Origin of the sequence: Brucella sp. BE17 (assembly GCF_039545455.1) — a bacterium.
Lineage (GTDB): Bacteria > Pseudomonadota > Alphaproteobacteria > Rhizobiales > Rhizobiaceae > Brucella.
Genome location: NZ_CP154467.1, coordinates 285,490 through 306,573 on the forward strand (window position 1 = coordinate 285,490; position 21,084 = coordinate 306,573).

The following is a 21,084-nucleotide window of genomic DNA, read 5'->3' on the forward strand; positions in this document are numbered from 1 at the left end:
ATTTTCCCAAAGACAAGGTCGACCATATGTTGACTGTTGAGCTTAAACGAACTTTCTGGGCATCTCAGGCACGTATTCCGTTTTTGCTTGAAAGCTAAAATGCCAGGATCATTAGAGCGTTTCTCTATCACAATGAATCGGAATGGTTTTGCAAATCAGTTTATTTCTGATTCGAACTATCTGCCGATGGAGGTCGGCAGATATATGTCAAAGGCTCTTTCTGTTGATCTTCGTACCTGTGTTCCTGCTGCCGTTTCGATGGGCAAGACGAGCTGGGAAGAGGAAGTGACCGATGAGGATTTTAGGGCGTCTTGTTGATGCTGATATGCAGTCTGGTGCAACCGCGTGAGCACGGTGATCTCCATTTCCACCCGAAGGCTGGCTCGTATCTGGAGCCAGCCTTGAATGTCTATCGTTCAGTCGAGCTTGCGAGACAGAAAATCGTGGATCAGATCTGCGATCTCAACGGCATGGGTTTCCAGCGCGAAGTGACCAGTATCCAGCAGGTGTATTTCGGCATCTGGCAGATCCCGTCTGTAGGCTTCGGCACCCGCTGGGATGAAGGCTGGATCGTGCCGCCCCCATGTGGCCAGAAGCGGTGGCTGGTATTTGCGGAAATATGCCTGAAACGCTGGGTAAAGCGCGACGTTACTCTTATAGTCGCCGATGAGGTCAAGCTGAATTTCCTCTGCGCCGGGACGAGCCATATAGGCAATGTCGAGTTCGTACCCGTCCGGTGACAGGCACTCTGGCGATACGCCTGTGCCATATTGCCAGTTGCGGATCGTGTCCGCTGACAGCGATGGGCGGCAGGCTTCGCGATTTTCAAGACTGGGGTCGCGCCAATAATTCTGCCATGCATCCCATTGATCGCTAAACCCATCCAGATAGGCATTGCCGTTTTGCGAGATAATCGCCGTAATACGCTCAGGGTGCCGAGTGGCAAGGCGCAGGCCAACCGGCGCGCCATAATCAAAGACGTAAAGCGCGTAGCTTTTGATGCTAAGCGCTTCAGTAAAACCTTCAATCACGTCTGCGAGAACATCAAAAGAATAGGTGAAAGCCTCACGAGAGGGAGCTTTTGTCTGGCCGAAACCGGGCAGGTCCGGCGCAATCACCCGGAAGCGATCTGCAAGAAGAGGGATCAGGTCGCGGTACATATGGCTCGCAGTGGGAAAGCCGTGAAGTAAAAGCAGGACGGGGGCGTCAGTGGGGCCGGCCTCGCGGTAAAAGACATCAACCGCGCCGACCGTTTGATATTTGTAATGCAGGGTCATACAAAGCTCCTTTGGGATGTCATCGGAGTATAACGAATTTCCATTTTCGAAATAATTGCTGTAATCTGAAAGTATTGGTTTCAAAATCAGGAACAATGATGGACCGGCTTGATGCAATCTCGATCTTTATGGCCGTGTTGGATACAGGTTCCTTTGCAGGGGCAGCGCGCAAGATCGGCTGCTCACCCGCGTCGGTAACGCGCGCAGTGGCGCAACTCGAAGATACCGCAGCAGAGCGGCTGATTGAACGCTCGACCCGTCACCTGAGCGTGACCGAGGCTGGGCACCGCCATGCTGCAAGTTATCGGCGCATACTTGACGAACTTGCTCAGGTGGAGGGTACAGCTACTGGCAGAGGCATCGGTGGAACACTTGTCGTCACCGCACCCGAATTATTCGGCCGGATGCATGTGCTGCCGTTGATCGAAAACTTTCTTATGCAGCATTCAGGGGTCCGCATTCGGCTTTTGTTGCAAAACCGCGTGGTGGATATGATCGGCGAGGGGGTCGATATCGCGATCCGGCTTGCGCACCTGCCGGATTCGTCTCTGACCGCCGTCAGGCTGGGTGATGTCCGCAAGATTTTTTGTGCGGCACCGCCTTATCTCTTAGCCCATGGACAGCCGAAACATCCCAGTGAGTTGGCAGACCACGTCTGTATCGGGTTGAATGAGCAGGGCCAACAAGAGTTGTGGCAATATTGCGAACGCGAAACCCGGCGTACAACGCGTGCAGTCCGGGTGAATTGCCGACTTTCTTTAAACAGCGCCGGCTCGGCTGTCGACGCAGCAGTCCGCGGCCTGGGCGTACTGCATCCCATTTCCTATCAGGTACAACAGCAACTGTCGGATGGTCGTCTGCAGACCATTCTGGACGATTATACGCAAGCGCCGATGCCTGTACATCTGGTCTTTGTGTCTCGCCCGGCGCTTAGCACGGCGGCGTGTGCTTTCGTTGATTATGTGACCCCAATCATGCGCGAGATTTTACGGGATTGACGTGATGGCTCCCATCCTCATGGATATTGCGCGCCTGTGACCGTGAGATAAACCGCATAGAGTGACTTGGTGGCCGCAATGAAAAGCCTGTTACGGCGTGGTCCGCCAAAGGTGAGATTTGCGACGGTTTGTGGCGTCTTGATCTTGCCAAGCAGATCGCCCCGCGATGAAAAGCAATGCACGCCGTCTTCAGCGCTGCTCCACAGGTTGCCATCGGTATCCAAGCGAAAACCATCCGGCAATCCGTTGTCGATCGTGCAGAAAACTTCGCCGCCAGTGAGGCGCTTGCCATCGTCAACGACATCAAAAACGCGGATATGACGAGGTGCGGTCCTGTCGTGGCTATAGGCACTGTCCGCAACGAACAGTCTGGTTTCATCCGGTGAAAAGGCAAGCCCGTTTGGTTGCTCAAAATCGGTGATAACCGCTATGAGCTCACCGCTTTTCGGATCAAGACGGTATACGTTTCGGGCTGGCTGCTCGGGGTCGGCCTTGTAGCCTTCATAATCAGCCATGATTCCATATGTCGGGTCGGTAAACCAAACGGTGCCATCAGAGCGCACGATGACATCATTGGGCGCATTGAGCTTTTTGCCCTGATAGCTGTCTGCAAGCACGGTGATACTGCCATCCAGCTCCGTTCGGGTGACACGACGTCCGCCATGTTCACAGGAAACCAGCCGCCCTTCGCGGTCACGGGTGTTGCCATTGGCAAAATTGGAAGGTTGCCGAAAGGTGGAAACGCCGCCATCCGGTACCCAGCGCAGAATACGCTGGTTGGGTATATCGCTCCAAAGCAGGCAATTCAGATCGCCGAACCACACTGGCCCCTCTGCCCAGCGGCAATCGTTGTAAAGCTCGTCGAGATCGGCGCTTGGCACGATCATCTGCCGGAAGCGTTCGTCGTGAATTTCATAAATCGAACTATTGTCTGACAAGGAAAGACTCCGGGGATATTGTTAGCGATCAGGCCTGCGGCTGCTGGCGAGGAAAATAACCGCAATGATGGTAAGTCCTGTCAGAACCAGACGAACACCGGCACCGAAGCCATAGGTGTTGAGCATCGATACTATGAGGAACATGAAGAGAGCGGCACCCCAAATACCTGGGATATTGGAATCGCCACCTGCAACGGCGGTGCCGCCGATGATGACAACGGCAATCGACATCAAAAGATATTCAGTGCCCATATTGAGTGCCGCACCGCCCGAAAAGCAGGCAAGCAGAAAGCCGCACAGCGATGCCAGAACCGCACAAAGCAGGTAGGTGACAAAGCGTGTACCATCAACCGGAACACCGGCCATGCGCGCGGCAAACGGGTTTTGCCCTATGGCTGAAATCCAGCGGCCATATATTGTTTTTCTTAGAAGCACCCAGCCGATAATCGACAGAAGCAGGGCTATGATGGCCACATTGGGAATTCCGAAAAGAGATGACGTTGCGAACTGTGCCAAAACTTCCGGCGGTTTTACCCGCAGACCGCGATTGCTCCAGATCGCTGTCGACTGGATCAGGAAGCTCATCGACAAGGTTGCGATAATTGGCGGGATGCGCAGGAGTTTGATCAGCGCATAATTGCAGATACCGATGCCAAGCCCGATCAGCAGGGCTACTGCAAGCCCTGCCAGCACCATGCTTGCCTGTGTATCCATCAGTTTCAATGCCAGTGTCGCGGCAAGGGTCATGGTTGCAGGGACCGAGAGGTCGATATTGCCGGGGCCAAGCGTGATGACGAACATCTGTCCAAGGCCGACGATCACCGAGAAGGAGGCGAAGGTGAAGGCAGCATGAGAAAGCCCGGCAGCACCGGCGCCACCGGTAAACAATATGGTTATGAGCCAGACGGCAATGGTTGCGATGAACGACCATATCCATGGGCGGCTTGTGAGGACGGAGACAGCGGTCATTGCTTTTTCTCCCGGCGATCAAGGCGATTGAGAAACAGGCGAAGCGCCAGCACCATGATCAGAATTGCGCCCTGCGCACCGATCTGCCAGTCGGGTGAAATACGCATGAAGGACAGAAAGGAACCAGCAAGGGTGAGCGTCAGCGCACCGATAACGGCACCAATCGGTGAAATGCGACCGCCTACGAATTCACCGCCGCCCAAGATGACACCGGCAATGGAAAGCAGCGTATAACGCAGGGCAATATTGGCATCTGCCGAAGTTGTCAGCCCGACAAGGGCGATACCGGCAAGCACTGCAAAGAAAGCTGCAAGCGCATAGGTGCCGGCACGGATGGCGGTGATGGACCAGCCCGCACGCTCGATGGAGCGGGCATTGCCACCTGCACCACGCAACAACACACCAAACGTCGTTCGCATGACGATGAAATGCGTGATGATGGCAACCAGAATGCTTGCGACAATCGCCATTGGTATGAAGGGTGGTTTGGTCGTCATGATCCAACGCGCCCAGTCGGGGGCCTGACCACCGGGTGACGGTAACAGCAGCACGGCAAAGCCACCCCAGACAAAGCTCATGCCAAGTGTCACCACAATGGAAGGCAGATTGCGTAGATGGATGATGGCACCAAGTGCTGCATAGGCTGCTATCGCCAGAGCAAGGATCAGAATACCGATAACGGGGTCGGTGTTGAGGTAGGTTGCGGCCACGCAGACGACGAAGCTCACAAAAGTTCCCATCGAGAGGTCAAGATCGTTGACCGCCATGATGAGCATCTGTGCGATGGTTGCGAGCGCAATCGGCACTGCGAGATTAAACAGCAGGTTGAGGCCGGTGTAACTCATGGCCCGCGGTTGCATGTAGAAAACGGCGGCCAGCAGCAAAGCGAGCGAGAAAACCGGCGTTAGCAGGCGCAGAGATGAGGCGGAAAGGCGCATTATTCGTGTCCTCCCTCAAAGGAAGCAGCAAGCACGTTTTTTTCCGTGATTTCGTTGTCAATCAGTTCAGTCACAATGGCACCGTCGCGAAAGACATAGACACGATCACACAGTTCGATCTCGTCCATTTCGGTAGAATACCAGACAAAGGTGCGGCCGTTCTCAGCTTCATGGCGTAGAATCTCATAGACTTCCTGTTTGGTGCCGACATCGACACCGCGCATAGGGTCATCCATCAGAATAACATCGGCGCTGGTGGCAAGTGCGCGAGCAAAAAGCACTTTTTGCTGATTGCCACCCGAAAGCGACAGGATGCGATTGCCCATATCGGGCGTGCGAATTTGAATCTTGTCTTTCCATTGCGCACCCAGTTTGTCTTCACGTATCGGGTCGACAAGCTTCAGCGATGAAAGGCGATCAAGCGAACCAATGGTGAGATTGTGCAGGATGCTCCACAGCGGGAATGTACCGTTAAGACTACGGTCGCCTGCAACAAATGCGATTTCACAATTGCGTGCAGGCAACCAGTTTGGCCGACGCGCATAATAAAGATCAAGCAGCATCTTTGTCTGGCCATGACCTGCAAGCCCAGCCAGTCCGACGACTTCGCCTTTGAAAGCCTGAAACGGCTTGATGTCGTTGGCGCGTTTGACTGAGGAGAGGACTGCTTGGCCGGTCGTGTCCGTCTTAGCCGCGCGGCGTGCCGCTTTTTCGCGCTCGACGCTGCCCATAGCTTCGACAAGACTGCGATTGGTAAAATCTTGAGCATTACGATTGGCGACGACCTTGCCGTCCTTCATAACGATGATCCGGTCTGCGGTCGCGAGAATTTCACCAAGCATATGGGAGATGAGGATAACCGCACCGCCCGTGCCGACAAAGCGGCGAACATAGGCCATCAGCTGAGCGGCGATGCCCGCATCGAGCGATGAGGTCGGCTCATCGAGAATGACCAGCTTCGGCGCTATTCCTGGAGCTGTAAAATTGATGGCGATTTCTACCATCTGCCGCTCGGCAATGGACAGCTCGTCAACGGTTGCAGTGCAATCGATTCTGTGACCGGGGAAGATCTCGCCGAGTTTTTTTGCAATGAGATCGATAGCTTTGCCGCGCCAGCTTACGCCGGTGAGGTCACGCTGCATGATGCGGACATTTTCGGCAATGGTCAGATTGGGAAAAAGCGACAGCTCCTGAAACACGCAGCGCACCCCGTGTTTGCGTGCGGTTGCAACCCCATGGCCTGTTTCGCCGTGATAGGACAGGTTGCCTTCATGTGGGGCAAGGCCGCCATTGATGACATTGACGATGGTGGATTTGCCAGCACCATTATGGCCGACAAGGCCGACGCATTCGCCTTCATGGATCACGAGGTCAGCGCCGTCCAGTGCCTTTACCGCACCGAACTGCACACGAATATTGCGTGCGGCAACCACCTCGCCTTTGTCGATTGAATGAGACATGCATCCGAACTGTATTGGAGATAAGGGAGGGGCAGACACGCTGTGTCCGCCCCTTTGGAAAGCCGAACCTACTTCGCGTCTGCAATGACCTTCTGCGCGTCTTCAAGCGAATATTCGACGTTAGCAACGCCACCCTTCTGGGTGTTTCCAAGGTCCTCTTCGAGCGATTCCTGGCTGACGCTCAGGAATGGAACGACGAGATCTTTCTTGACTTCCTTGCCGTCGAGAATTTGTTGTGCGACCCAGAACGCAAGTGTTGAAACACCCGGTGCAATTGAAACCGACATGGTTTCATAGCCATCGGCATCCTTTTGGCTCTTCCACCACTGCAATTCGTCTTCGCGGTTGCCCATGATGATGATTGGCGTTTCTCGCTTTGCAGCAGCAAAAGCCTGTGCTGCGCCGTAGCCGTCACCGCCCTGTGTGACAACGGCATCGATCTTCGGCAGGCTTGGCAGAACACCGGCTACCGCGCGCTGTGCGACATCCGCCGCCCAGTCGCCATGGACCGAACCGACGATCTTGAAATTGGGATGCTTTTTCACGCCTTCCTGAATACCAGCATGTAGTTCGTCATCCACGGAAACGCCGGCAAGGCCGCGAATTTCAAGGAGATTTCCGCCGTCGGGCAGACGCTTTGCAAGATACTCGACCTGACCTTCGCCCATTGCCTTGAAGTCAACGGCGATACGCCATGCGCAAGGCTCGGTGACGATACCATCGAACGAAACCACGGTAATGCCTGCATCGCAGGCTTCCTTGACTGCACCATTCAAAGCAGTTGGGGAAGCGGCGTTGACGACGATAGCGTCATAGCCCTGCAGGATCATGTTCTGAATCTGCGCGGCCTGTTCAGTCGCTTGATTTTCAGCGGTGGTGAAAGCGTCGGCTGCAGACACGGTGCCTGCGCTGACGGCTTCTTTCGTTACCTTGTCCCAGCTCTGAAGCATGGCCTGACGCCATGAGTTTCCAGCATAATTGTTAGAAAAAGCGATCTTTTTCGATGATGTATCGGCAGATGCGTTACCCGACGCCATGACAGCGGCGAGTGCAGCGGATGCCAAAAGAATTTTCCCAAGCTTCATTTCATTCCTCCCGGTTGCAAATATCCCCCCGTAGCACTGGCGCGCTTCGGACGTTTGAATTTGAATGTGGCGCGAAACCTCCCGCACCGCCGCTCCTCAACGACACCATTCGCCACGCCGTTCGCCTATGACATTTTAGGTTGTCTTGCGGGCAATTTTCTGGTGAAGCGAGAATGAAATAAATACGCTGCGCTGTGAAGGCTGATCAAAGCAACCGTGCTGCGGGTTTACGCAGCAAAATTGCGGGAACCCGCAAGACGCGCCCAAGGGAAAACGGCGTATTATAAGAGCAGAGCAATCTTTGTTTGGGAGGATAGTCGCTTGCTGGAACTAGCGTCTGCGCGCCTGCTGGATCGCTATCTGAATATCTCCAGATTGTTGGCAGGGCAGCTTGATTTCGATTCCATCATTCAGTCGGTTGCTGACGAAATCAATCATATTGTGCCCTATGACCATCTCGATGTCTGTATCAAGATGATCGATGGAAAGTTTCACATCGCCTATGAAAGTGGTATTGCGACGGCATGGAGCCTTAACCCGCCAGCGCTTTTGTCGGGGAGTCCTATTCGCACGCTGCTGTCCGGCGAGGCTGCATATCTGCTTACCGATGATGCACGCACCGATCCGCGCTTTCATTTTGAAGGCGCGTTTTCGACGCCGATTATCGAGCATGACCTTAAAGCTCGGCTGCATGTGCCGCTAAAAGCGCAGGGGAATATCATTGGTGCGCTGAGCTGCTCCAGCTTGAAAGTCGGCAATTATGCATTGCGCGATGTGGAGAATGCTCAATCGATCGCCGATCTTCTGGCTCCTTATTTCTTTGCTATCCGTGCAGCCGAACAGGCAAAGCGGTCGGCAATCGTGGAAACAGAAGCGCGCGCCCGTGAAGAGGGGCTGCGCTTTGGCGCGCTCAAACTCACCGAGGCCTTGGAAATCGAACGCCATCGCATTGGTATGGATTTGCATGATCAGACACTTGCAGACCTCACGCGCCTTGCCCGACATGTCGAGCGGCTTACTCGAGCGCCGGATCTTTCCGGCGAACAGCTCGAACCCTTGTTCCGTGGTTTGCAGCATTGTATGCAGGACCTCCGTCAAATCATTGAAGAAGCAAAACCTTCCGTGCTTCAACTTTTCGGCTTTGCACAGGCAACTGAGAACCATCTTGATCGATCAATCCGCGAAAGTGGTATTGCCATCGAATGGGTGCTGGACGATCAGAGCGACGGCATGGCAGACAGGCTTGAGGAAACAGTTGCGACTTCGCTTTTCCGCATTGTGCAGGAAGCCATTAACAATGCGATCCGCCACGCCCTTGCGGGAGAAATCCTTGTTCGTCTGCGGGACAAGGGTGGGCGGCTTCTTGTTGAAGTCTTTGACGACGGCATCGGCATTGAACGTCAGGCACAGCGCAGCGGGCATGGTATAGACAATATGCGCACACGGGCTCGGCTGATTTCAGCGAATTTTGCTATCAGAAAGAATGCCGAAGGCAGCGGTACATGCGTGATGATCCATCTGCCCCCGGATATGTGTGGTACGAATGGAGGATAGTATGCACGTTTTGATCGTAGAGGATGATCCGTTGCATCGCGCTTATCTGGGCGAAGCGATCCGCGCAGCATTGCCGGAATGCAGCGACGTGCTGGAAGCAGAGAATGGTTCTGCGGGTGAGAAGCTCGCACGTATGCATCGTGCGGCGCATATCGTGATGGACTTGCAAATGAGTGGACGCAACGGCATTGAAGCGGCGCGCACCATCTGGAAGGAAAATCCCGAAACCCGCATCCTGTTCTGGTCGAACTATGCCGATGAGGCCTATGTGCGTGGTGTTTCGCGGATCGTGCCGGAGGGCGCTGCTTACGGCTATGTGCTCAAATCGGCTTCCGATGACAAATTACGGCTGGCACTGCGTAGTATTTTTGTCGAAGCACAATGCGTCATCGACCGCGAAGTGCGCGGCTTGCAGCAAAAGAGCCTCGGTCAAGCCAGTGGCTTTAGCGAAAGTGAATATGAAATTCTGATCGATATAGCCTTGGGGCTGACTGATCGTATGATTGCACGCCGCCGGAATCTGTCGCTACGAAGCGTTCAAAACAGGTTGCAGCAACTCTATGAAAAGCTCGGTGTTTATGAGGATAAGGGCGAGACGGATGAGGGTCGGTTCAACCTCCGTACCCGTGCCGTGACCGTCGCGTTCTTGCGCAAGCTTCTCAATTATAATGCATTAGAAAAAGCTGAAGCCGAGTTAAGTGAATGGTTACAATGATAACACGGAGAAATACTTAAATAGCGTGGCTGAGTTTGGGCCACTATTTTAAGGGTGGCAGTGCCATCACGAATGTCATCGACCCGTATCTATATCTGAAAAGTCTCGCTATGGGCCTCATTATGCCAGCTGGCATTATTCCGCGCGAAGCAGGCGGAAATTGCAGCAGCAGTTTCGGGGGCGGCCTTGTTGATCAGGATCGATAGGTCGGGGAGGGTGGTGGTTTCTCACCACAACCTTGGCGTAGCTTTTGAACCCGATTAATTTGCGGAAGTGCTTACCATCGTATGTCACAGAGTGGATATTATTATGATGAAGAATCACATGATTCTGATATCAAGCGGATGCCTAATCAGTTTAGGGATATAATTATTGCTTGATACGCAACATAATATCATGGGTATAGGTGTTGTCGCCTATCATCATGGATGGTGCGGAGAATGCCGGTGCAGATAGCGGATTAAAATGGCTGTTAGTTTTGGAACGTCCGGCCTTAGAGGCCCGGCGGCAGATTTCACGGATAAGGTCTGCGTCGCTTACATATTCGCCTTTTTAAGGCATCTTGCGCGCGATTTCGATTTTCAGAATGTTTATGTTGCGGCGGATTTGCGCGATTCGAGTCCGCGGATTGCTAAGGCATGCACTGCCGCAATCGAAGGACAAGGGAAAGTTGCGATCTGGGCTGGCAATGTTCCCACGCCCGCCCTCGCATCTTACGCCATGGAACGCAATGCACCCGCAATCATGATAACGGGAAGCCACATCCCAGAGGCTTACAACGGCATTAAATTCTATCGCCCTGACGGCGAGTTCCTGAAGGAAGATGAAGCGCCGGTTCGTCTTCTGGCCGAAGAATTGCTTGTTGAGGGTTTGCCTGATGGGGATACAGGCGATGGTGAACTCGGTTTACCCTTAGAAGCGGTTGAACAGAACTATATTTTAAGAGCAGTTGAGGCCTTCGGCCCGCAAGCTTTGTCGGGTTTGAAGATCGGTATCGATCTTCATTCCGCTGTCGGACGTGATCTGCTTGTCGATATATTCAAAGGTCTGGGGGCTGAAGTTCATCCGTTTCGTCGTCTGGACAAATTCATCGCCGTCGATACTGAGGCACTCGATCCCGCTGATCTTGCCCGTGCCCGCCAGCTCATTGCCGCTCAGCATCTCGATGCTGTTATCTCCACCGATGGTGATGGCGACAGGCCGCTTGTTATCGATGAGCAGGGCAGGCAGGTCAATGGCGATGTCCTTGGTATCCTGACAGCGAAAATTCTGGGCGCACGTACTGTGGTTACGCCCTTGAGCACGACCAGCGCGCTTGAAGAAAGCGGCTGGTTTGAGCGTATTGAAAGAACGAAGATTGGTTCGCCCTTCGTCGTTGCGCAAATGGCCAAGTCCGATCTGCATCCCATCGTTGGTTTTGAGGCCAATGGCGGCTTCTTATTGGGAGACGATGTAACGCTTTCGGCTGGTCGCCTGCGACGCCTTCCAACGCGCGATTCCGTTTTGCCCATGATAGCGGTGCTGGCGCAGGTCAGAAAAGCAGGCCTCGCGCTCAGCCAGTTGGTTGCAACGCTGCCATCGCGTTTCATGATGGCGGACCGGGTTAAGGAAGTTCCGGGTGAACGCGCGGCTCGATTCTTGCGCGCTATAGAAACGTCACAATTATTTCGTTCCGAATTTTCGTCGCTCATTAAAGAGCCTCAATCGCTTTCGACAGTCGATGGTGTGCGTATGGCGTTTGCCAACGGAGACACGATCCATTTCCGGCAGTCAGGCAACGCGCCGGAAATGCGCATCTATGTGGAAACCGAGCAGGCCGAGAAAACGGAACGAATTTTGCGTGAGCTGGTCGCACGTCTTGCGGAAAAAATATGAAGACGGCCTTTCGAAAGGAAATGAAATTGGGTGAGCAACTGATCAGACCAGTCGTGCTGGCGGGTGGTAAGGGTACCAGATTGTGGCCGATGTCACGCTCACAGCGCCCCAAACAGTTTCTGGCGCTGACTGGTGATCTCAGCCTTTTTCAGATGACTTTGAAGCGTTTGTCTGATCCGCTCCGCTACCTGCCGCCCATCGTGATTACCAATGAAGATTATCGCTTCATCGTGGCCGAACAAGCCCTGGAATGTGGTGTCGAGCTCTCGGACGTTATCCTCGAACCTGTTGCGCGTAATACGGCCCCTGCGATCGCGGCTGCCGCTTTGATCGCTTCCAAGGATGAACCAACGTTTGTCCACGTGGTTGCGTCGGATCATAATATCGAATTGAACGATGCCTATTTTCAAGCTGTCGATACGGCAACCAGAGTGGCAAGCATGGGGCGACTTGCCACTTTCGGCATTACACCGACAGAACCGGCGACGGGTTTCGGTTACATCGAAGCAGGTGCTGCGGAAGAAAGCGGGGCCTGCGCTATCAGGCGCTTCGTGGAAAAGCCGAACGAAGAGGTGGCCCGCGAGATGCTGGCTGCGGGCGGTTTCTATTGGAATTCCGGTATGTTCCTGTTTCGCTCGGACGTGTTTCTCGATGAGTGCAAGCGCCAGGCACCTGAAGTTTACGATGCTGCAGAGGCATCCGTTGCCGAGGCGCGGCATGATCTCGATTTCATAAGACTTGATAAATCCGCTTTTGAGAAAGCCCCCGACATTTCGGTCGATTATGCTATTTTCGAAAAGACGAAGCTTGCATCTGTGGTCCCATCACCGATCTCATGGTCTGATCTCGGCTCATGGGACGCGGTTTGGAAGGAAAGCCGTCAGGATGAGGCGGGCAATGTTTCGCGCGGACCGGTCAGTCTGCACAATACCAACAATTCCCTCGTCTTATCCGAGGGGGTCCATGTTGCGGTGAACGGTGTTGATGACCTGACGGTGATCGCCTCGGAAGATGCGCTCTATGTCGGCAAGCTGTCAGAGTCACAGAGCGTCGGCATGATTGTCGAGGCACTGATGAAACAACCTGCGACTGCCAAGCTTGCCGAAGAACACCGGACGACTTATCGCCCTTGGGGTGGGTATACACATCTTCTCTTCGGCGACCGGTTTCAGGTAAAGCGTCTGTTCATCAAACCGGGTAAGCAGCTCTCTTTGCAAAAGCATCATCATCGCTCCGAACATTGGGTCGTGGTGCGCGGTGCCGCCGAAATCACCATCGACGACGAGAGGTTTTCCCTGTCCGAAAATGAATCGACCTATATTTCCCAAGGTGCGGTGCATCGGGTATCCAATCCCGGCAAGATCTTGCTGGAAATGATCGAAGTCCAGACAGGAGCCTATCTGGGCGAGGACGATATTGTGCGTTTCGAGGATGATTTTGGACGAGTTTGATCGCGTGCTTGTCTTGCCGGGACATGCCTCCCAAAAATGGGAATCGATTTTCGGGCAAGATGCGCGTCAAATCAAATAATAAGAGCACCGATCTGATTTAATCAGATCGGCGTTCCAAGCGAAAAACAGCATTCGCAATAGCAGGTGTTTTTCCAGGTTGCGCTTCTGTCAGGCCATCGCCTCTATCCTGGGTGAGAAGAACCCCCACTTTATCAATACCCAGATCATCAAGCTGATCTGGCGTGCCGAAACCATATTCCATATGACCCCGCCCTATAATGCCGACGACAAGTGCTTCGGGGTTTTGTGCCAGATATTCTGCAATGTTGCAGGCGAAGGCGCGGTCCCATGTCTGTTGCGCGCGCACGAAGCGGTCAAACTCCGGCGCGTCGGCTGATTTCCCCTGCATGTAGGCTGGGCCGCCATTTGTCAGGCGCAACAGATGTTCGCGATGGGCAAGGCTTGCGGGGCGTGGCGGGGACAGGCCATCGCGATCTTCTTGTGCGATAGCCTCCCAGCCTTCCTTGCCAACCCGGCTGACCAAGTCACGGCGGCAATTGAGTGCCAGCATCTTGACGCGAAAGTCACGGCAGAAGTGAAATAGCGGCCAGTAAAGATCGGCAGAAAATCCCCACACTTTGCCCCATTCTACACGCGCCAGAAAGCTGTCTGCATCCAGCTTGCCATCCACCCATTCGTCAAGCACGGGTTGAAGCCGTCTGGGGAACATCTCAAAACCGACAGCAAGATCATCGCGAAGTGCGAGTAGCGATGCTGAAACACCCATCTGCCAGCGATGAATATCGTATCGGTCATGCTGTTCACCCAACAAGACGACACGCTTTTCGGCCATCTCGTTCATAACCGAGCGATGCGTGCGAGCGGTGCCCGATTGCGGATCAATCCACGGGTTTTTGCCAGGCTTTTTGCGTCACACCTCATTGAAAATCTTCTTTCTTGCCCGAAATGATAAGCCCTGTTCGCTCTCCGGCCTTATCGAGTGCGTAAAAAGCAATATCATTTCCGTCGCTTGTCTCTTGCCATGATGCCACATGGCCTGCTTTCAGATGCAGATGAAAATCGGGTTTCATCACATTGATGAAACCGCGTGAAAGACGAACATCCGGCATTTCACCCGTCCATTCCTGCTTGAATGCTGGTAGGTTGAGTGAAATTCGCACTTCAGCTTTGTTGTGCTGCGCTGCTGCAAAAGGTTGCAAACCGGGCTCGTCGTCGCCAACTTCCAGCACATCCTATGCCCGCTCCTCCTTTTCTTTGGGGGAAAGTTCAATGAAATCAAAGTTTTCGAGAGCCTTGTCGAATGGTTCAGAACCGTCAAATCCGATAACGCTGCCAATGACACTGTCATCGCCAGAAAGCAGGTCAATACGCGGATAGACCTTTTCCTGCATGATGCTGCTGCGATCTGCAATCAGTGTTGCAATTGCCGCGCCGTTAATCCGTGCGTGATGCTCGGCACCGCAAAAGAAAATCCAGCCATCGTGAACTTCTACCTTCTCCACGATGCCGATGCGTTCATGGGTTGCACCGCCACTTTTCGAATTGATCATGAGTTTCCCCATGGTAGGCAATGTCTTGAGAACAGCAACGGCATCTGCCAGAAGCTTAACGCGAATTGGATGTTGGTTCATTATTTCCTCATGCAGTTTGAAGGGCAATTCTATCAGATTGCTTTTTGGCGACGCCAAAAGCTTCGAGATCGATCACATCGTCAATGAAAAGATTTCCGGGTTGGCGGTGTGCCAGGATAACAACGGTTGTATCTGGCAATTTGCGTCGCAACAGATCAAGCAACTCTATCTCTGACGCTTTGTCGAGCGCGCTGGTCGCTTCATCGATGAACAGCCAGTCGGGCCGGATCAGGATTGCCCGGGCAAGCGCCAGCCGTTGCATCTCTCCGCCGGAAAGCGTCGAGGAAAGTCTGCCAGCCTCACAGCCTGTCTCAACAAGGTGCTCGAGGCCAACCCCTGTTAGCGCTTCGATGATTTGGGTCCGTTCAAGCTTTTGCGCTGGGAGCGGATAGCAAGCGGCATCAAAAAGCCCGATATTGGGCATAGATACCGCACGCTTGCAATTCATCGCTGATATTCGTGAGCCATGATTTGCATCGGGTCTCCGAATTTCGTGACTGTGTGCTTGTCATGTATGTGGGCCCGATATTGGAGGATTTGCCAGCAAGGATGCTCGGAGAAGCGTGTCATCCCTATGCGCACGCCCTTTTAGGAGGCATGCTGTAGAATTATACGCTTAAGAGTGGATAAGGGGATGCAAATATTGGAATAAAACCAGTGGCATGGCGGCACTGGGGTAAATCCATAAGTAACGAATAAGTCTTCAATACCGACGACGAATAAAAAGCCCAGCCAGGACTGAGATCGTAACCGTAATGGATAGCAGAATAAAGGCCAGAGCCGCGCCAAGTGGCCAGTTTGCTTTATTCAGGATTTCCGTAACGATCATCGGCGCCATCATACGGAAAGACGCTCCACCAAGCAGGACTGGCGTCGCATAAGCGTTCATCGTCAAGATGAAAGACAGAACTGAAGCAGCGAGAAGACCCGGCATGATCTGCGGCATGCGGACGAGCATGAATGTTTGCAATGGTGTTGCGCCGAGGCTTGCCGATGCGTAATCGATATTTTCGTCCAGCCCTTCCAAAACACTCTGCAGTGTTAAGACGACATAAGGAAGATTGACTGCCTTGATGCCGATGAACACGGCAAGGGGTGTCTGCATGATCGTGAGTGGTGTGGAAATGATGCCAAGCGTCATGAGAAGGTAATTCAACACACCTGTTTGTCCAAAAGCCACCATCCAGCCTGCGGCACGCACAGCGTTGGATATAAACAGCGGAAGGATCACTGCCATCAACAGTAAGGTCTTTACATTGCCTCGCTGGCTTGAGATCCAGTTTGCAAGAGGCAGGCCAAGTGCAATGCAAACAACCGTGACCAATCCCGCCATGAGCAAGGTCATGCCCATACCTTTTAGGTAATAAGCTTCGGTGAAGAATGTTGTAAAGTTTGCTATCGTCAAGCCTTGCACCATGAACTCGCCAGGCACAAAATCATTGAAGCTATAACGCAACAGATAAAGCTGCGGCAAAGCCATAAATACAAGGACCAGCCCTGTAGCAGGCATAAGAAGTGCTGTAGCGGAAAATGAGCTTTCTTGCATGACTTTACCGGAAATTTTTGAGCGAAACCTGTCCGGCATTGCCGGACAGGTGATGACGGATCAGGCCCGAAACTCTTTATTCCACCAGTTCTGAAGATCGGCATCGACCTTGGCGACATATTCGAGGTCGGGCAACAGAAACTGTTCGCGTTGCGTGGGAGTATAATCCACTTTTTCGGCAAGTTCGGCGGGCAGTTTTAGCTCTGAATTCGTCGGCGCATACCCCATCTGTTCGGCAAATGCCGCCTGCGGCAGATCTTCAAGCATGGCATTTATATATTGATAGGCAGCTTCTTTGTTTCGCGCGTTTTTCGGGACGCACATATCCGAGAGATAGAGTGAGATGCCTTCCTTTGGGATTGCGATTTCGATATCAATCCCCGCCTTTTTCCACATGTGACCACGTGCGTTCCACATAATGCACATGACAATTTCACCGGATTTCAGTGCCTGCGCGAGCGCTTCGTTGGTAGGATAGATTTTTACGCCTTGCTTCTTCAGTTCCATGAGCTTTGCTTTGCCGGGCTCATAATCAGACGCTCCGCCGCCGGCGATCATTGCAGCAGATTCAATCGTCGTCTGATATTGCAGATCGATGACACCGATACGTCCTGCATATTTGGGATCCCACAAGTCGGCATAGGACGTGGGAGCGGGGCTCACCTGTTTTGGATTATAAAGAATAACGCGACCAGTATATATATGGGGAATTGCATAGTTAGAGCGGATGAAAGGCAGTACTTTTTTCAGGTTTGGCACCTTGGTTTCATCGAGTTCTTCAATGATACCATTCGTAAACATCTCGTAGCTTCCCTGACGGGTCAGGCATGCAATATCCATTGATCCGCGCGGCAGGCGTCGTTCAGCCAGAAGTTTCGCTTTACGCACGGTATCCGCCGCAGGATCATATATAACCTGCGTTCCGGCACCTTTGAGTGCAGCATCGGCAATATTGATCTGTTGTAGATTTTGATAATCACCACCCCAGGTGCCAACAATGGCGCGTCCTGCTGCTTTTGCAAATGAAGGCAGCATGCCAGATGCGACCAGACTACCGGAGAGAATGCCAAAGGCTCTTCTGCTGATTTCAGTCATTTTATTTCCCCTTTTTAAAATCGCTGAGTGATCATTCCCGAAGGTCTGTCGCCTTGTTAGGGAATGTATGCTTAAAGCAGCACCACATCTTCGGGTGCTACGCTGATCGTCAGGGTGCTATCAGGAATAAGCTCGATTTCCGCTTCATTGATTTCGCGTGTTGAAGCGATGGCCGTCAGCTGTTGACCGTCCTTGAGTTCGAGACCGATCTCGACCATTCCTCCAAGGAAGACGTGTTTTTTGACAACAGCTCTATGATGATTTTGTAATGAGGGAGCTGCCGTGCTGCTCAGACGCAGCGCTTCGGGCCTGATCAGCACTTCCGTTGCCGTAGCCGAGTGGCTGTCAGAAAGGAACTGAACCCCTCCCTGTGTTGTGAATACCCCCTTGTCGGCTGCGGTTCCGGTCAGAAAATTGGCGCGGCCGATGAAGTCTGCTACGAAGCGATTGGCCGGTTGCTGATACAATTGTTCGGCTGTTCCGATCTGTTCGATAAGGCCGGAACGCATCAGTACCAACCTGTCGCCCACTGACATTGCCTCTTCCTGATCATGTGTGACCATGATCGTCGTGATGCCGAGTGATTTTTGCAGGTTGCGAAGCTCGTCGCGGACCTGCAGACGCAGCCTGGCATCAAGGTTTGACAGCGGTTCATCAAGCAGCAGTATATCCGGTCGGATCACGATGGCGCGCGCAATAGCAACGCGCTGTTGTTGCCCGCCAGACAACTGTTTTGGCAAACGGTGCATGAGATGGGAGAGATCCACGAGTTCGAGTGCCTCTTTCACCCGCTTATCGAGTTCGGGTTGCGCTACCTTACGGCGCCGTAAGCCGAATGCGACATTCTCGAAGATGCTCAGATGCGGAAAAAGAGCATAGTTTTGAAACACCAGGCCAATGTTGCGTCGGTGCGGCGGCTCGTGCGTGATGTCCTTTGTCCCGAGTTGGACGTTTCCGGCATCTGGATCGATGAAGCCTGCCAACATGCGCAAGGTGGTGGTCTTGCCGCACCCGGAGGGGCCGAGAAATATCAGGAATTCGCCTTCATGCACGTCGAGCGTCATATCGGACACGGCCGTGAAGGTACCATAAGTTTTGGTTAATCCCTGAATTTGAACGTCAGCCATTAAACCATCCTCGAAATGTTTACAAAGCGATTGGAAATCACCAGCATAAGCGCCACAAACAGCACTTGCAGGACGGAAACGGCGGCAATGGTCGGGTCGATCTTCCACTCCAGATACTGCATCACCGCGACCGGGAGCGTTACCTGACCCGGTCCTGACAGGAAAATGGAGACTTCCAGATTGCCAAAACTGACAACGAAGGAAAACACGGCGGCTGCGAAAATTCCGGGTTTTATAAGGGGAAGTGTCACCAGCCGAATTACCGTTGCAGGCTTTGCTCCAAGCGAGGCCGCGGCTTCTTCGACCGACATGTTTGCACCTTCAAGCGATGCAAGAAGCAGCCGGATGCACCATGGAATTGTCAGCAACACATGTCCGGCTACAAATACGCCCGTGGATCCAACAAGGGGCATGCCTGACGCTATTTCGATCTCGACCACGGTAATGTAAAGTGCCGCACCAATCACAATTGCTGGCACTGTGAGGGGCGACATAAGAAGCTGGATCAAAGCGCTTCGTCCGCGAAAGCTTCGCCGTACGATCACAATAGCCGCAGGAACAGAAACCAGAAGCCCGGCCAGCATGGCGAAGCTTGCTACTGCAATGGAAAGCAGGAAGCCGCCTAAGAATTGAGGCTGGCGAAAAGCTTCAGAAAACCAGTGCAGCGAATAACCTTCGACTGGAAGCGACAATATCTCGTTGGAGATGATCGATAACCAGAATACCAACACCAGGGGCAGGAGCATCAGCACTAGGCTGAATGCAATTATTGTCACCGCTCCCCATCGTCCCAGGCGCTCTGAAAGAGAATTGCCTCGGACCATGGGGTCTACTCCGTTATCGTGTTTTTATGAAATATGCCGCCCTTCATGATGGCTGAAAGACATTCGTCATGACGCTCCAGCGTGGTAATATCTTCAAGCGGGTTGCCGTCGACAATGAGAAGATCAGCATAAGCTCCCGGCGCAATCACACCGACCTCGTCTTCCATGCCACAAAGTTTTGCGGAAACGCGCGTTGCTGAATGAAGCACTTCGCGGTTGGTGAGAACGCTCGCCCGTAAGGAAAACTCCATCGACTGGTATTTATGAAGCTGGCCGAGAAGATCAGAGCCGAATGCCATAGGCAGGCCCGCATCCCGCATGATGGCAAGCGATTCCAGTCCACCACGGCGTACCGTGTCGATCTTGGTCTGCGATTCAGCGTTCAATCCGAAATTTGCGCCTTCCATCGCAAGCCCTTCATAGGCCACCAGTGTTGGACACGCGATTGCGCCAGCCTCTGCGGCAAGCCGCGCGGTTTCAGCCGTGATAAGATTGCAATGTTCCAGCGATTTAACACCGCATTCCACGGCGCGTCGAATGGAAGCGTCGGAATAGGTATGAGCCGCAACATAGAGCCCGTAATTCTCGGCCTCTTCAACAATAGCGCGTATTTCCTCGCAAGAATATTGGAGTACGTGAATGGGATCGTTAGGGGAGGCGACGCCGCCATTGGCCATGATCTTGATGAACTGCGCACCGCCCTTGATTTCTTCACGTGCTGCAATGCGTACTGCATCTACCCCATCAGCAATCCGTCCAAGGCTGCCAAGGCTTGCTGCATGTAAAGGGCGATTATCATAGCGCGCGCGATAGTCACCATGGCCAACCGTCTGGCTTAGCGCCTTGCCGCAAATAACCAGACGTGGTGCTTCAATGGCACCTTCATCAATCGCAAGTTTAAGGCCAAGATCGGCACCCGCCAGATCACGAAGCGTTGTAAAACCCCGCATCAGCATATCGCGCATGATCTTGGCGCTGCGCAAGGCAATAAGAGAGCTCGGCAAAGCCGCATTTTCCGCGAGATCAACAAGGGTCGCCGCAACATGAACATGCGCATCAACGAGGCCCGGCATCAAAGTGCGCCCGCCCAGATCAATTCTCTTTGCGTCCGGCGCATCAATCGGCTGTTCGCTGACGCCGACAATACGGTCATTGTCGACCAAGACCTCAAGTCCTGATCTCAGGACACCATGGTCGACATCAAGAACCGAACCTCCGAAAAATACATAACTTGTCATTGTTTATTCCCCGTAATGTGCTGCCTTTATGGCTTGTATACAACAAGTATATTAATCGCAGTCTTGCATGGGAATAGAGCGCTGTCCAGATAAAAACAGCTCAGCTTGTTTTTTTGTGGATGTGCCCGACACATCGGACTGATATCGTTATGTTTTACTTCAAGCCCGAACGGGCCATATTAAAATCTGGCGATAAAAGGAGTGAACGAAGAGCTATAGAAGGTCTCCCAAATGTGGGATTCCTCTTTGCCCGGTAAGCAGCCCACGAGACCGATTTCTGATCCTGCTTTAATAGGATAAATTGGGAAGCGCTTTAAATAAGCTCTGATCGAATATATCGCA

Annotated in this window: 20 protein-coding genes; 5 read left to right on the forward strand and 15 right to left on the reverse strand. The window is 53.1% G+C overall.

Going from position 1 to position 21,084, the window contains the following annotated elements; genetic code table 11:
• Positions 1-416: 416 nt before the first annotated feature.
• Positions 417-1,277, reverse strand: a complete 861-nt coding sequence (locus AAIB41_RS01370) for an alpha/beta hydrolase (protein ID WP_343313834.1) — start codon at positions 1,275-1,277, stop codon at positions 417-419.
• Between the two features lie 95 nt (positions 1,278-1,372).
• Between AAIB41_RS01370 and AAIB41_RS01375 the strand changes: the two genes are divergently transcribed.
• Positions 1,373-2,275, forward strand: a complete 903-nt coding sequence (locus AAIB41_RS01375; RefSeq protein ID WP_343313835.1) for a LysR family transcriptional regulator — start codon at positions 1,373-1,375, stop codon at positions 2,273-2,275.
• 17 nt (positions 2,276-2,292) lie between these two features.
• On the opposite strand, the gene AAIB41_RS01380 is transcribed toward AAIB41_RS01375, so the two are convergent.
• The 5 genes from AAIB41_RS01380 to AAIB41_RS01400 form a co-directional block, all read right to left on the reverse strand.
• On the reverse strand, positions 2,293-3,162 hold the full coding sequence (locus AAIB41_RS01380; RefSeq protein ID WP_343314768.1) for an SMP-30/gluconolactonase/LRE family protein: 870 nt from the start codon (positions 3,160-3,162) through the stop codon (positions 2,293-2,295).
• 72 nt (positions 3,163-3,234) lie between these two features.
• A complete protein-coding gene (locus AAIB41_RS01385) occupies positions 3,235-4,182 on the reverse strand; it encodes an ABC transporter permease (RefSeq protein ID WP_343313836.1) in 948 nt (315 codons plus the stop codon).
• Positions 4,179-5,120, reverse strand: coding sequence for an ABC transporter permease (locus tag AAIB41_RS01390; RefSeq protein WP_343313837.1), 942 nt, complete (start codon positions 5,118-5,120; stop codon positions 4,179-4,181). The genes AAIB41_RS01385 and AAIB41_RS01390 overlap by 4 nt, the downstream gene beginning before the upstream one ends.
• Entirely contained in the window at positions 5,120-6,580 is a 1,461-nt protein-coding gene (locus AAIB41_RS01395; RefSeq protein ID WP_343313838.1) for a sugar ABC transporter ATP-binding protein, read from the reverse strand. Before AAIB41_RS01395 ends, AAIB41_RS01390 begins: the two co-directional genes overlap by 1 nt.
• Positions 6,581-6,648: 68 nt before the next feature.
• Entirely contained in the window at positions 6,649-7,665 is a 1,017-nt protein-coding gene (locus AAIB41_RS01400; RefSeq protein WP_343313839.1) for an ABC transporter substrate-binding protein, read from the reverse strand.
• A 321-nt stretch (positions 7,666-7,986) separates the two neighbouring features.
• Between AAIB41_RS01400 and AAIB41_RS01405 the strand changes: the two genes are divergently transcribed.
• From AAIB41_RS01405 to AAIB41_RS01420, 4 genes are all read left to right on the forward strand, one after another.
• Complete coding sequence (locus AAIB41_RS01405) at positions 7,987-9,219, forward strand: sensor histidine kinase (RefSeq protein ID WP_343313840.1); 1,233 nt, start codon at positions 7,987-7,989, stop codon at positions 9,217-9,219.
• Position 9,220: 1 nt separating this feature from the next.
• A complete protein-coding gene (locus AAIB41_RS01410; protein WP_343313841.1) occupies positions 9,221-9,934 on the forward strand; it encodes a response regulator transcription factor in 714 nt (237 codons plus the stop codon).
• Positions 9,935-10,399: 465 nt separating this feature from the next.
• Positions 10,400-11,809, forward strand: coding sequence for a phosphomannomutase (locus AAIB41_RS01415; protein WP_343313842.1), 1,410 nt, complete (start codon positions 10,400-10,402; stop codon positions 11,807-11,809).
• A 26-nt stretch (positions 11,810-11,835) separates the two neighbouring features.
• On the forward strand, positions 11,836-13,260 hold the full coding sequence (locus AAIB41_RS01420) for a mannose-1-phosphate guanylyltransferase/mannose-6-phosphate isomerase (protein ID WP_343313843.1): 1,425 nt from the start codon (positions 11,836-11,838) through the stop codon (positions 13,258-13,260).
• A gap of 97 nt (positions 13,261-13,357) precedes the next feature.
• Here the strand turns inward: AAIB41_RS01420 and AAIB41_RS01425 are convergent, their stop codons facing one another.
• From AAIB41_RS01425 to AAIB41_RS01465, 9 genes are all read right to left on the reverse strand, one after another.
• Positions 13,358-14,113, reverse strand: coding sequence for a ChaN family lipoprotein (locus AAIB41_RS01425; protein ID WP_343313844.1), 756 nt, complete (start codon positions 14,111-14,113; stop codon positions 13,358-13,360).
• A gap of 85 nt (positions 14,114-14,198) precedes the next feature.
• On the reverse strand, positions 14,199-14,510 hold the full coding sequence (locus tag AAIB41_RS01430; RefSeq protein ID WP_343313845.1) for a hypothetical protein: 312 nt from the start codon (positions 14,508-14,510) through the stop codon (positions 14,199-14,201).
• A gap of 3 nt (positions 14,511-14,513) precedes the next feature.
• Entirely contained in the window at positions 14,514-14,912 is a 399-nt protein-coding gene (locus AAIB41_RS01435; RefSeq protein ID WP_343313846.1) for a hypothetical protein, read from the reverse strand.
• A gap of 7 nt (positions 14,913-14,919) precedes the next feature.
• Positions 14,920-15,360 (reverse strand): ATP-binding cassette domain-containing protein, encoded by a 441-nt coding sequence (locus AAIB41_RS01440; protein ID WP_343313847.1) that lies wholly within the window; start codon positions 15,358-15,360, stop codon positions 14,920-14,922.
• Between the two features lie 255 nt (positions 15,361-15,615).
• Complete coding sequence (locus tag AAIB41_RS01445; protein ID WP_343313848.1) at positions 15,616-16,458, reverse strand: ABC transporter permease; 843 nt, start codon at positions 16,456-16,458, stop codon at positions 15,616-15,618.
• Between the two features lie 60 nt (positions 16,459-16,518).
• Complete coding sequence (locus AAIB41_RS01450) at positions 16,519-17,553, reverse strand: ABC transporter substrate-binding protein (protein WP_343313849.1); 1,035 nt, start codon at positions 17,551-17,553, stop codon at positions 16,519-16,521.
• 71 nt (positions 17,554-17,624) lie between these two features.
• Positions 17,625-18,680: an ABC transporter ATP-binding protein gene (locus AAIB41_RS01455; RefSeq protein WP_343313850.1), complete on the reverse strand. Its 1,056-nt coding sequence runs from the start codon at positions 18,678-18,680 to the stop codon at positions 17,625-17,627.
• Positions 18,680-19,456, reverse strand: coding sequence for an ABC transporter permease subunit (locus AAIB41_RS01460; protein ID WP_343313851.1), 777 nt, complete (start codon positions 19,454-19,456; stop codon positions 18,680-18,682). Before AAIB41_RS01460 ends, AAIB41_RS01455 begins: the two co-directional genes overlap by 1 nt.
• A 53-nt stretch (positions 19,457-19,509) precedes the next feature.
• The gene (locus tag AAIB41_RS01465; protein WP_343313852.1) at positions 19,510-20,742 is read right to left on the reverse strand and encodes an amidohydrolase family protein; all 1,233 of its coding nucleotides are present in this window, start codon (positions 20,740-20,742) and stop codon (positions 19,510-19,512) included.
• Between the last annotated feature and the right edge of the window lie 342 nt (positions 20,743-21,084).

What these genes read in the sequence shown, in the direction of transcription:
- AAIB41_RS01450 (WP_343313849.1), bottom strand. Translation starts at nt 17,553, where the DNA reads ATGACTGAAATCAGCAGAAGAGCCTTTGGCATTCTCTCCGGTAGTCTG.
- AAIB41_RS01440 (WP_343313847.1), bottom strand. Translation starts at nt 15,360, where the DNA reads ATGAATTGCAAGCGTGCGGTATCTATGCCCAATATCGGGCTTTTTGAT.
- AAIB41_RS01380 (WP_343314768.1), bottom strand. Translation starts at nt 3,162, where the DNA reads ATGATCGTGCCAAGCGCCGATCTCGACGAGCTTTACAACGATTGCCGC.
- AAIB41_RS01445 (WP_343313848.1), bottom strand. Translation starts at nt 16,458, where the DNA reads ATGCAAGAAAGCTCATTTTCCGCTACAGCACTTCTTATGCCTGCTACA.
- AAIB41_RS01415 (WP_343313842.1), top strand. Translation starts at nt 10,400, where the DNA reads ATGGCTGTTAGTTTTGGAACGTCCGGCCTTAGAGGCCCGGCGGCAGAT.
- AAIB41_RS01400 (WP_343313839.1), bottom strand. Translation starts at nt 7,665, where the DNA reads ATGAAGCTTGGGAAAATTCTTTTGGCATCCGCTGCACTCGCCGCTGTC.
- AAIB41_RS01410 (WP_343313841.1), top strand. Translation starts at nt 9,221, where the DNA reads ATGCACGTTTTGATCGTAGAGGATGATCCGTTGCATCGCGCTTATCTG.
- AAIB41_RS01435 (WP_343313846.1), bottom strand. Translation starts at nt 14,912, where the DNA reads ATGAACCAACATCCAATTCGCGTTAAGCTTCTGGCAGATGCCGTTGCT.
- AAIB41_RS01375 (WP_343313835.1), top strand. Translation starts at nt 1,373, where the DNA reads ATGATGGACCGGCTTGATGCAATCTCGATCTTTATGGCCGTGTTGGAT.
- AAIB41_RS01425 (WP_343313844.1), bottom strand. Translation starts at nt 14,113, where the DNA reads ATGGCCGAAAAGCGTGTCGTCTTGTTGGGTGAACAGCATGACCGATAC.
- AAIB41_RS01390 (WP_343313837.1), bottom strand. Translation starts at nt 5,120, where the DNA reads ATGCGCCTTTCCGCCTCATCTCTGCGCCTGCTAACGCCGGTTTTCTCG.
- AAIB41_RS01385 (WP_343313836.1), bottom strand. Translation starts at nt 4,182, where the DNA reads ATGACCGCTGTCTCCGTCCTCACAAGCCGCCCATGGATATGGTCGTTC.
- AAIB41_RS01395 (WP_343313838.1), bottom strand. Translation starts at nt 6,580, where the DNA reads ATGTCTCATTCAATCGACAAAGGCGAGGTGGTTGCCGCACGCAATATT.
- AAIB41_RS01370 (WP_343313834.1), bottom strand. Translation starts at nt 1,277, where the DNA reads ATGACCCTGCATTACAAATATCAAACGGTCGGCGCGGTTGATGTCTTT.
- AAIB41_RS01455 (WP_343313850.1), bottom strand. Translation starts at nt 18,680, where the DNA reads ATGGCTGACGTTCAAATTCAGGGATTAACCAAAACTTATGGTACCTTC.
- AAIB41_RS01465 (WP_343313852.1), bottom strand. Translation starts at nt 20,742, where the DNA reads ATGACAAGTTATGTATTTTTCGGAGGTTCGGTTCTTGATGTCGACCAT.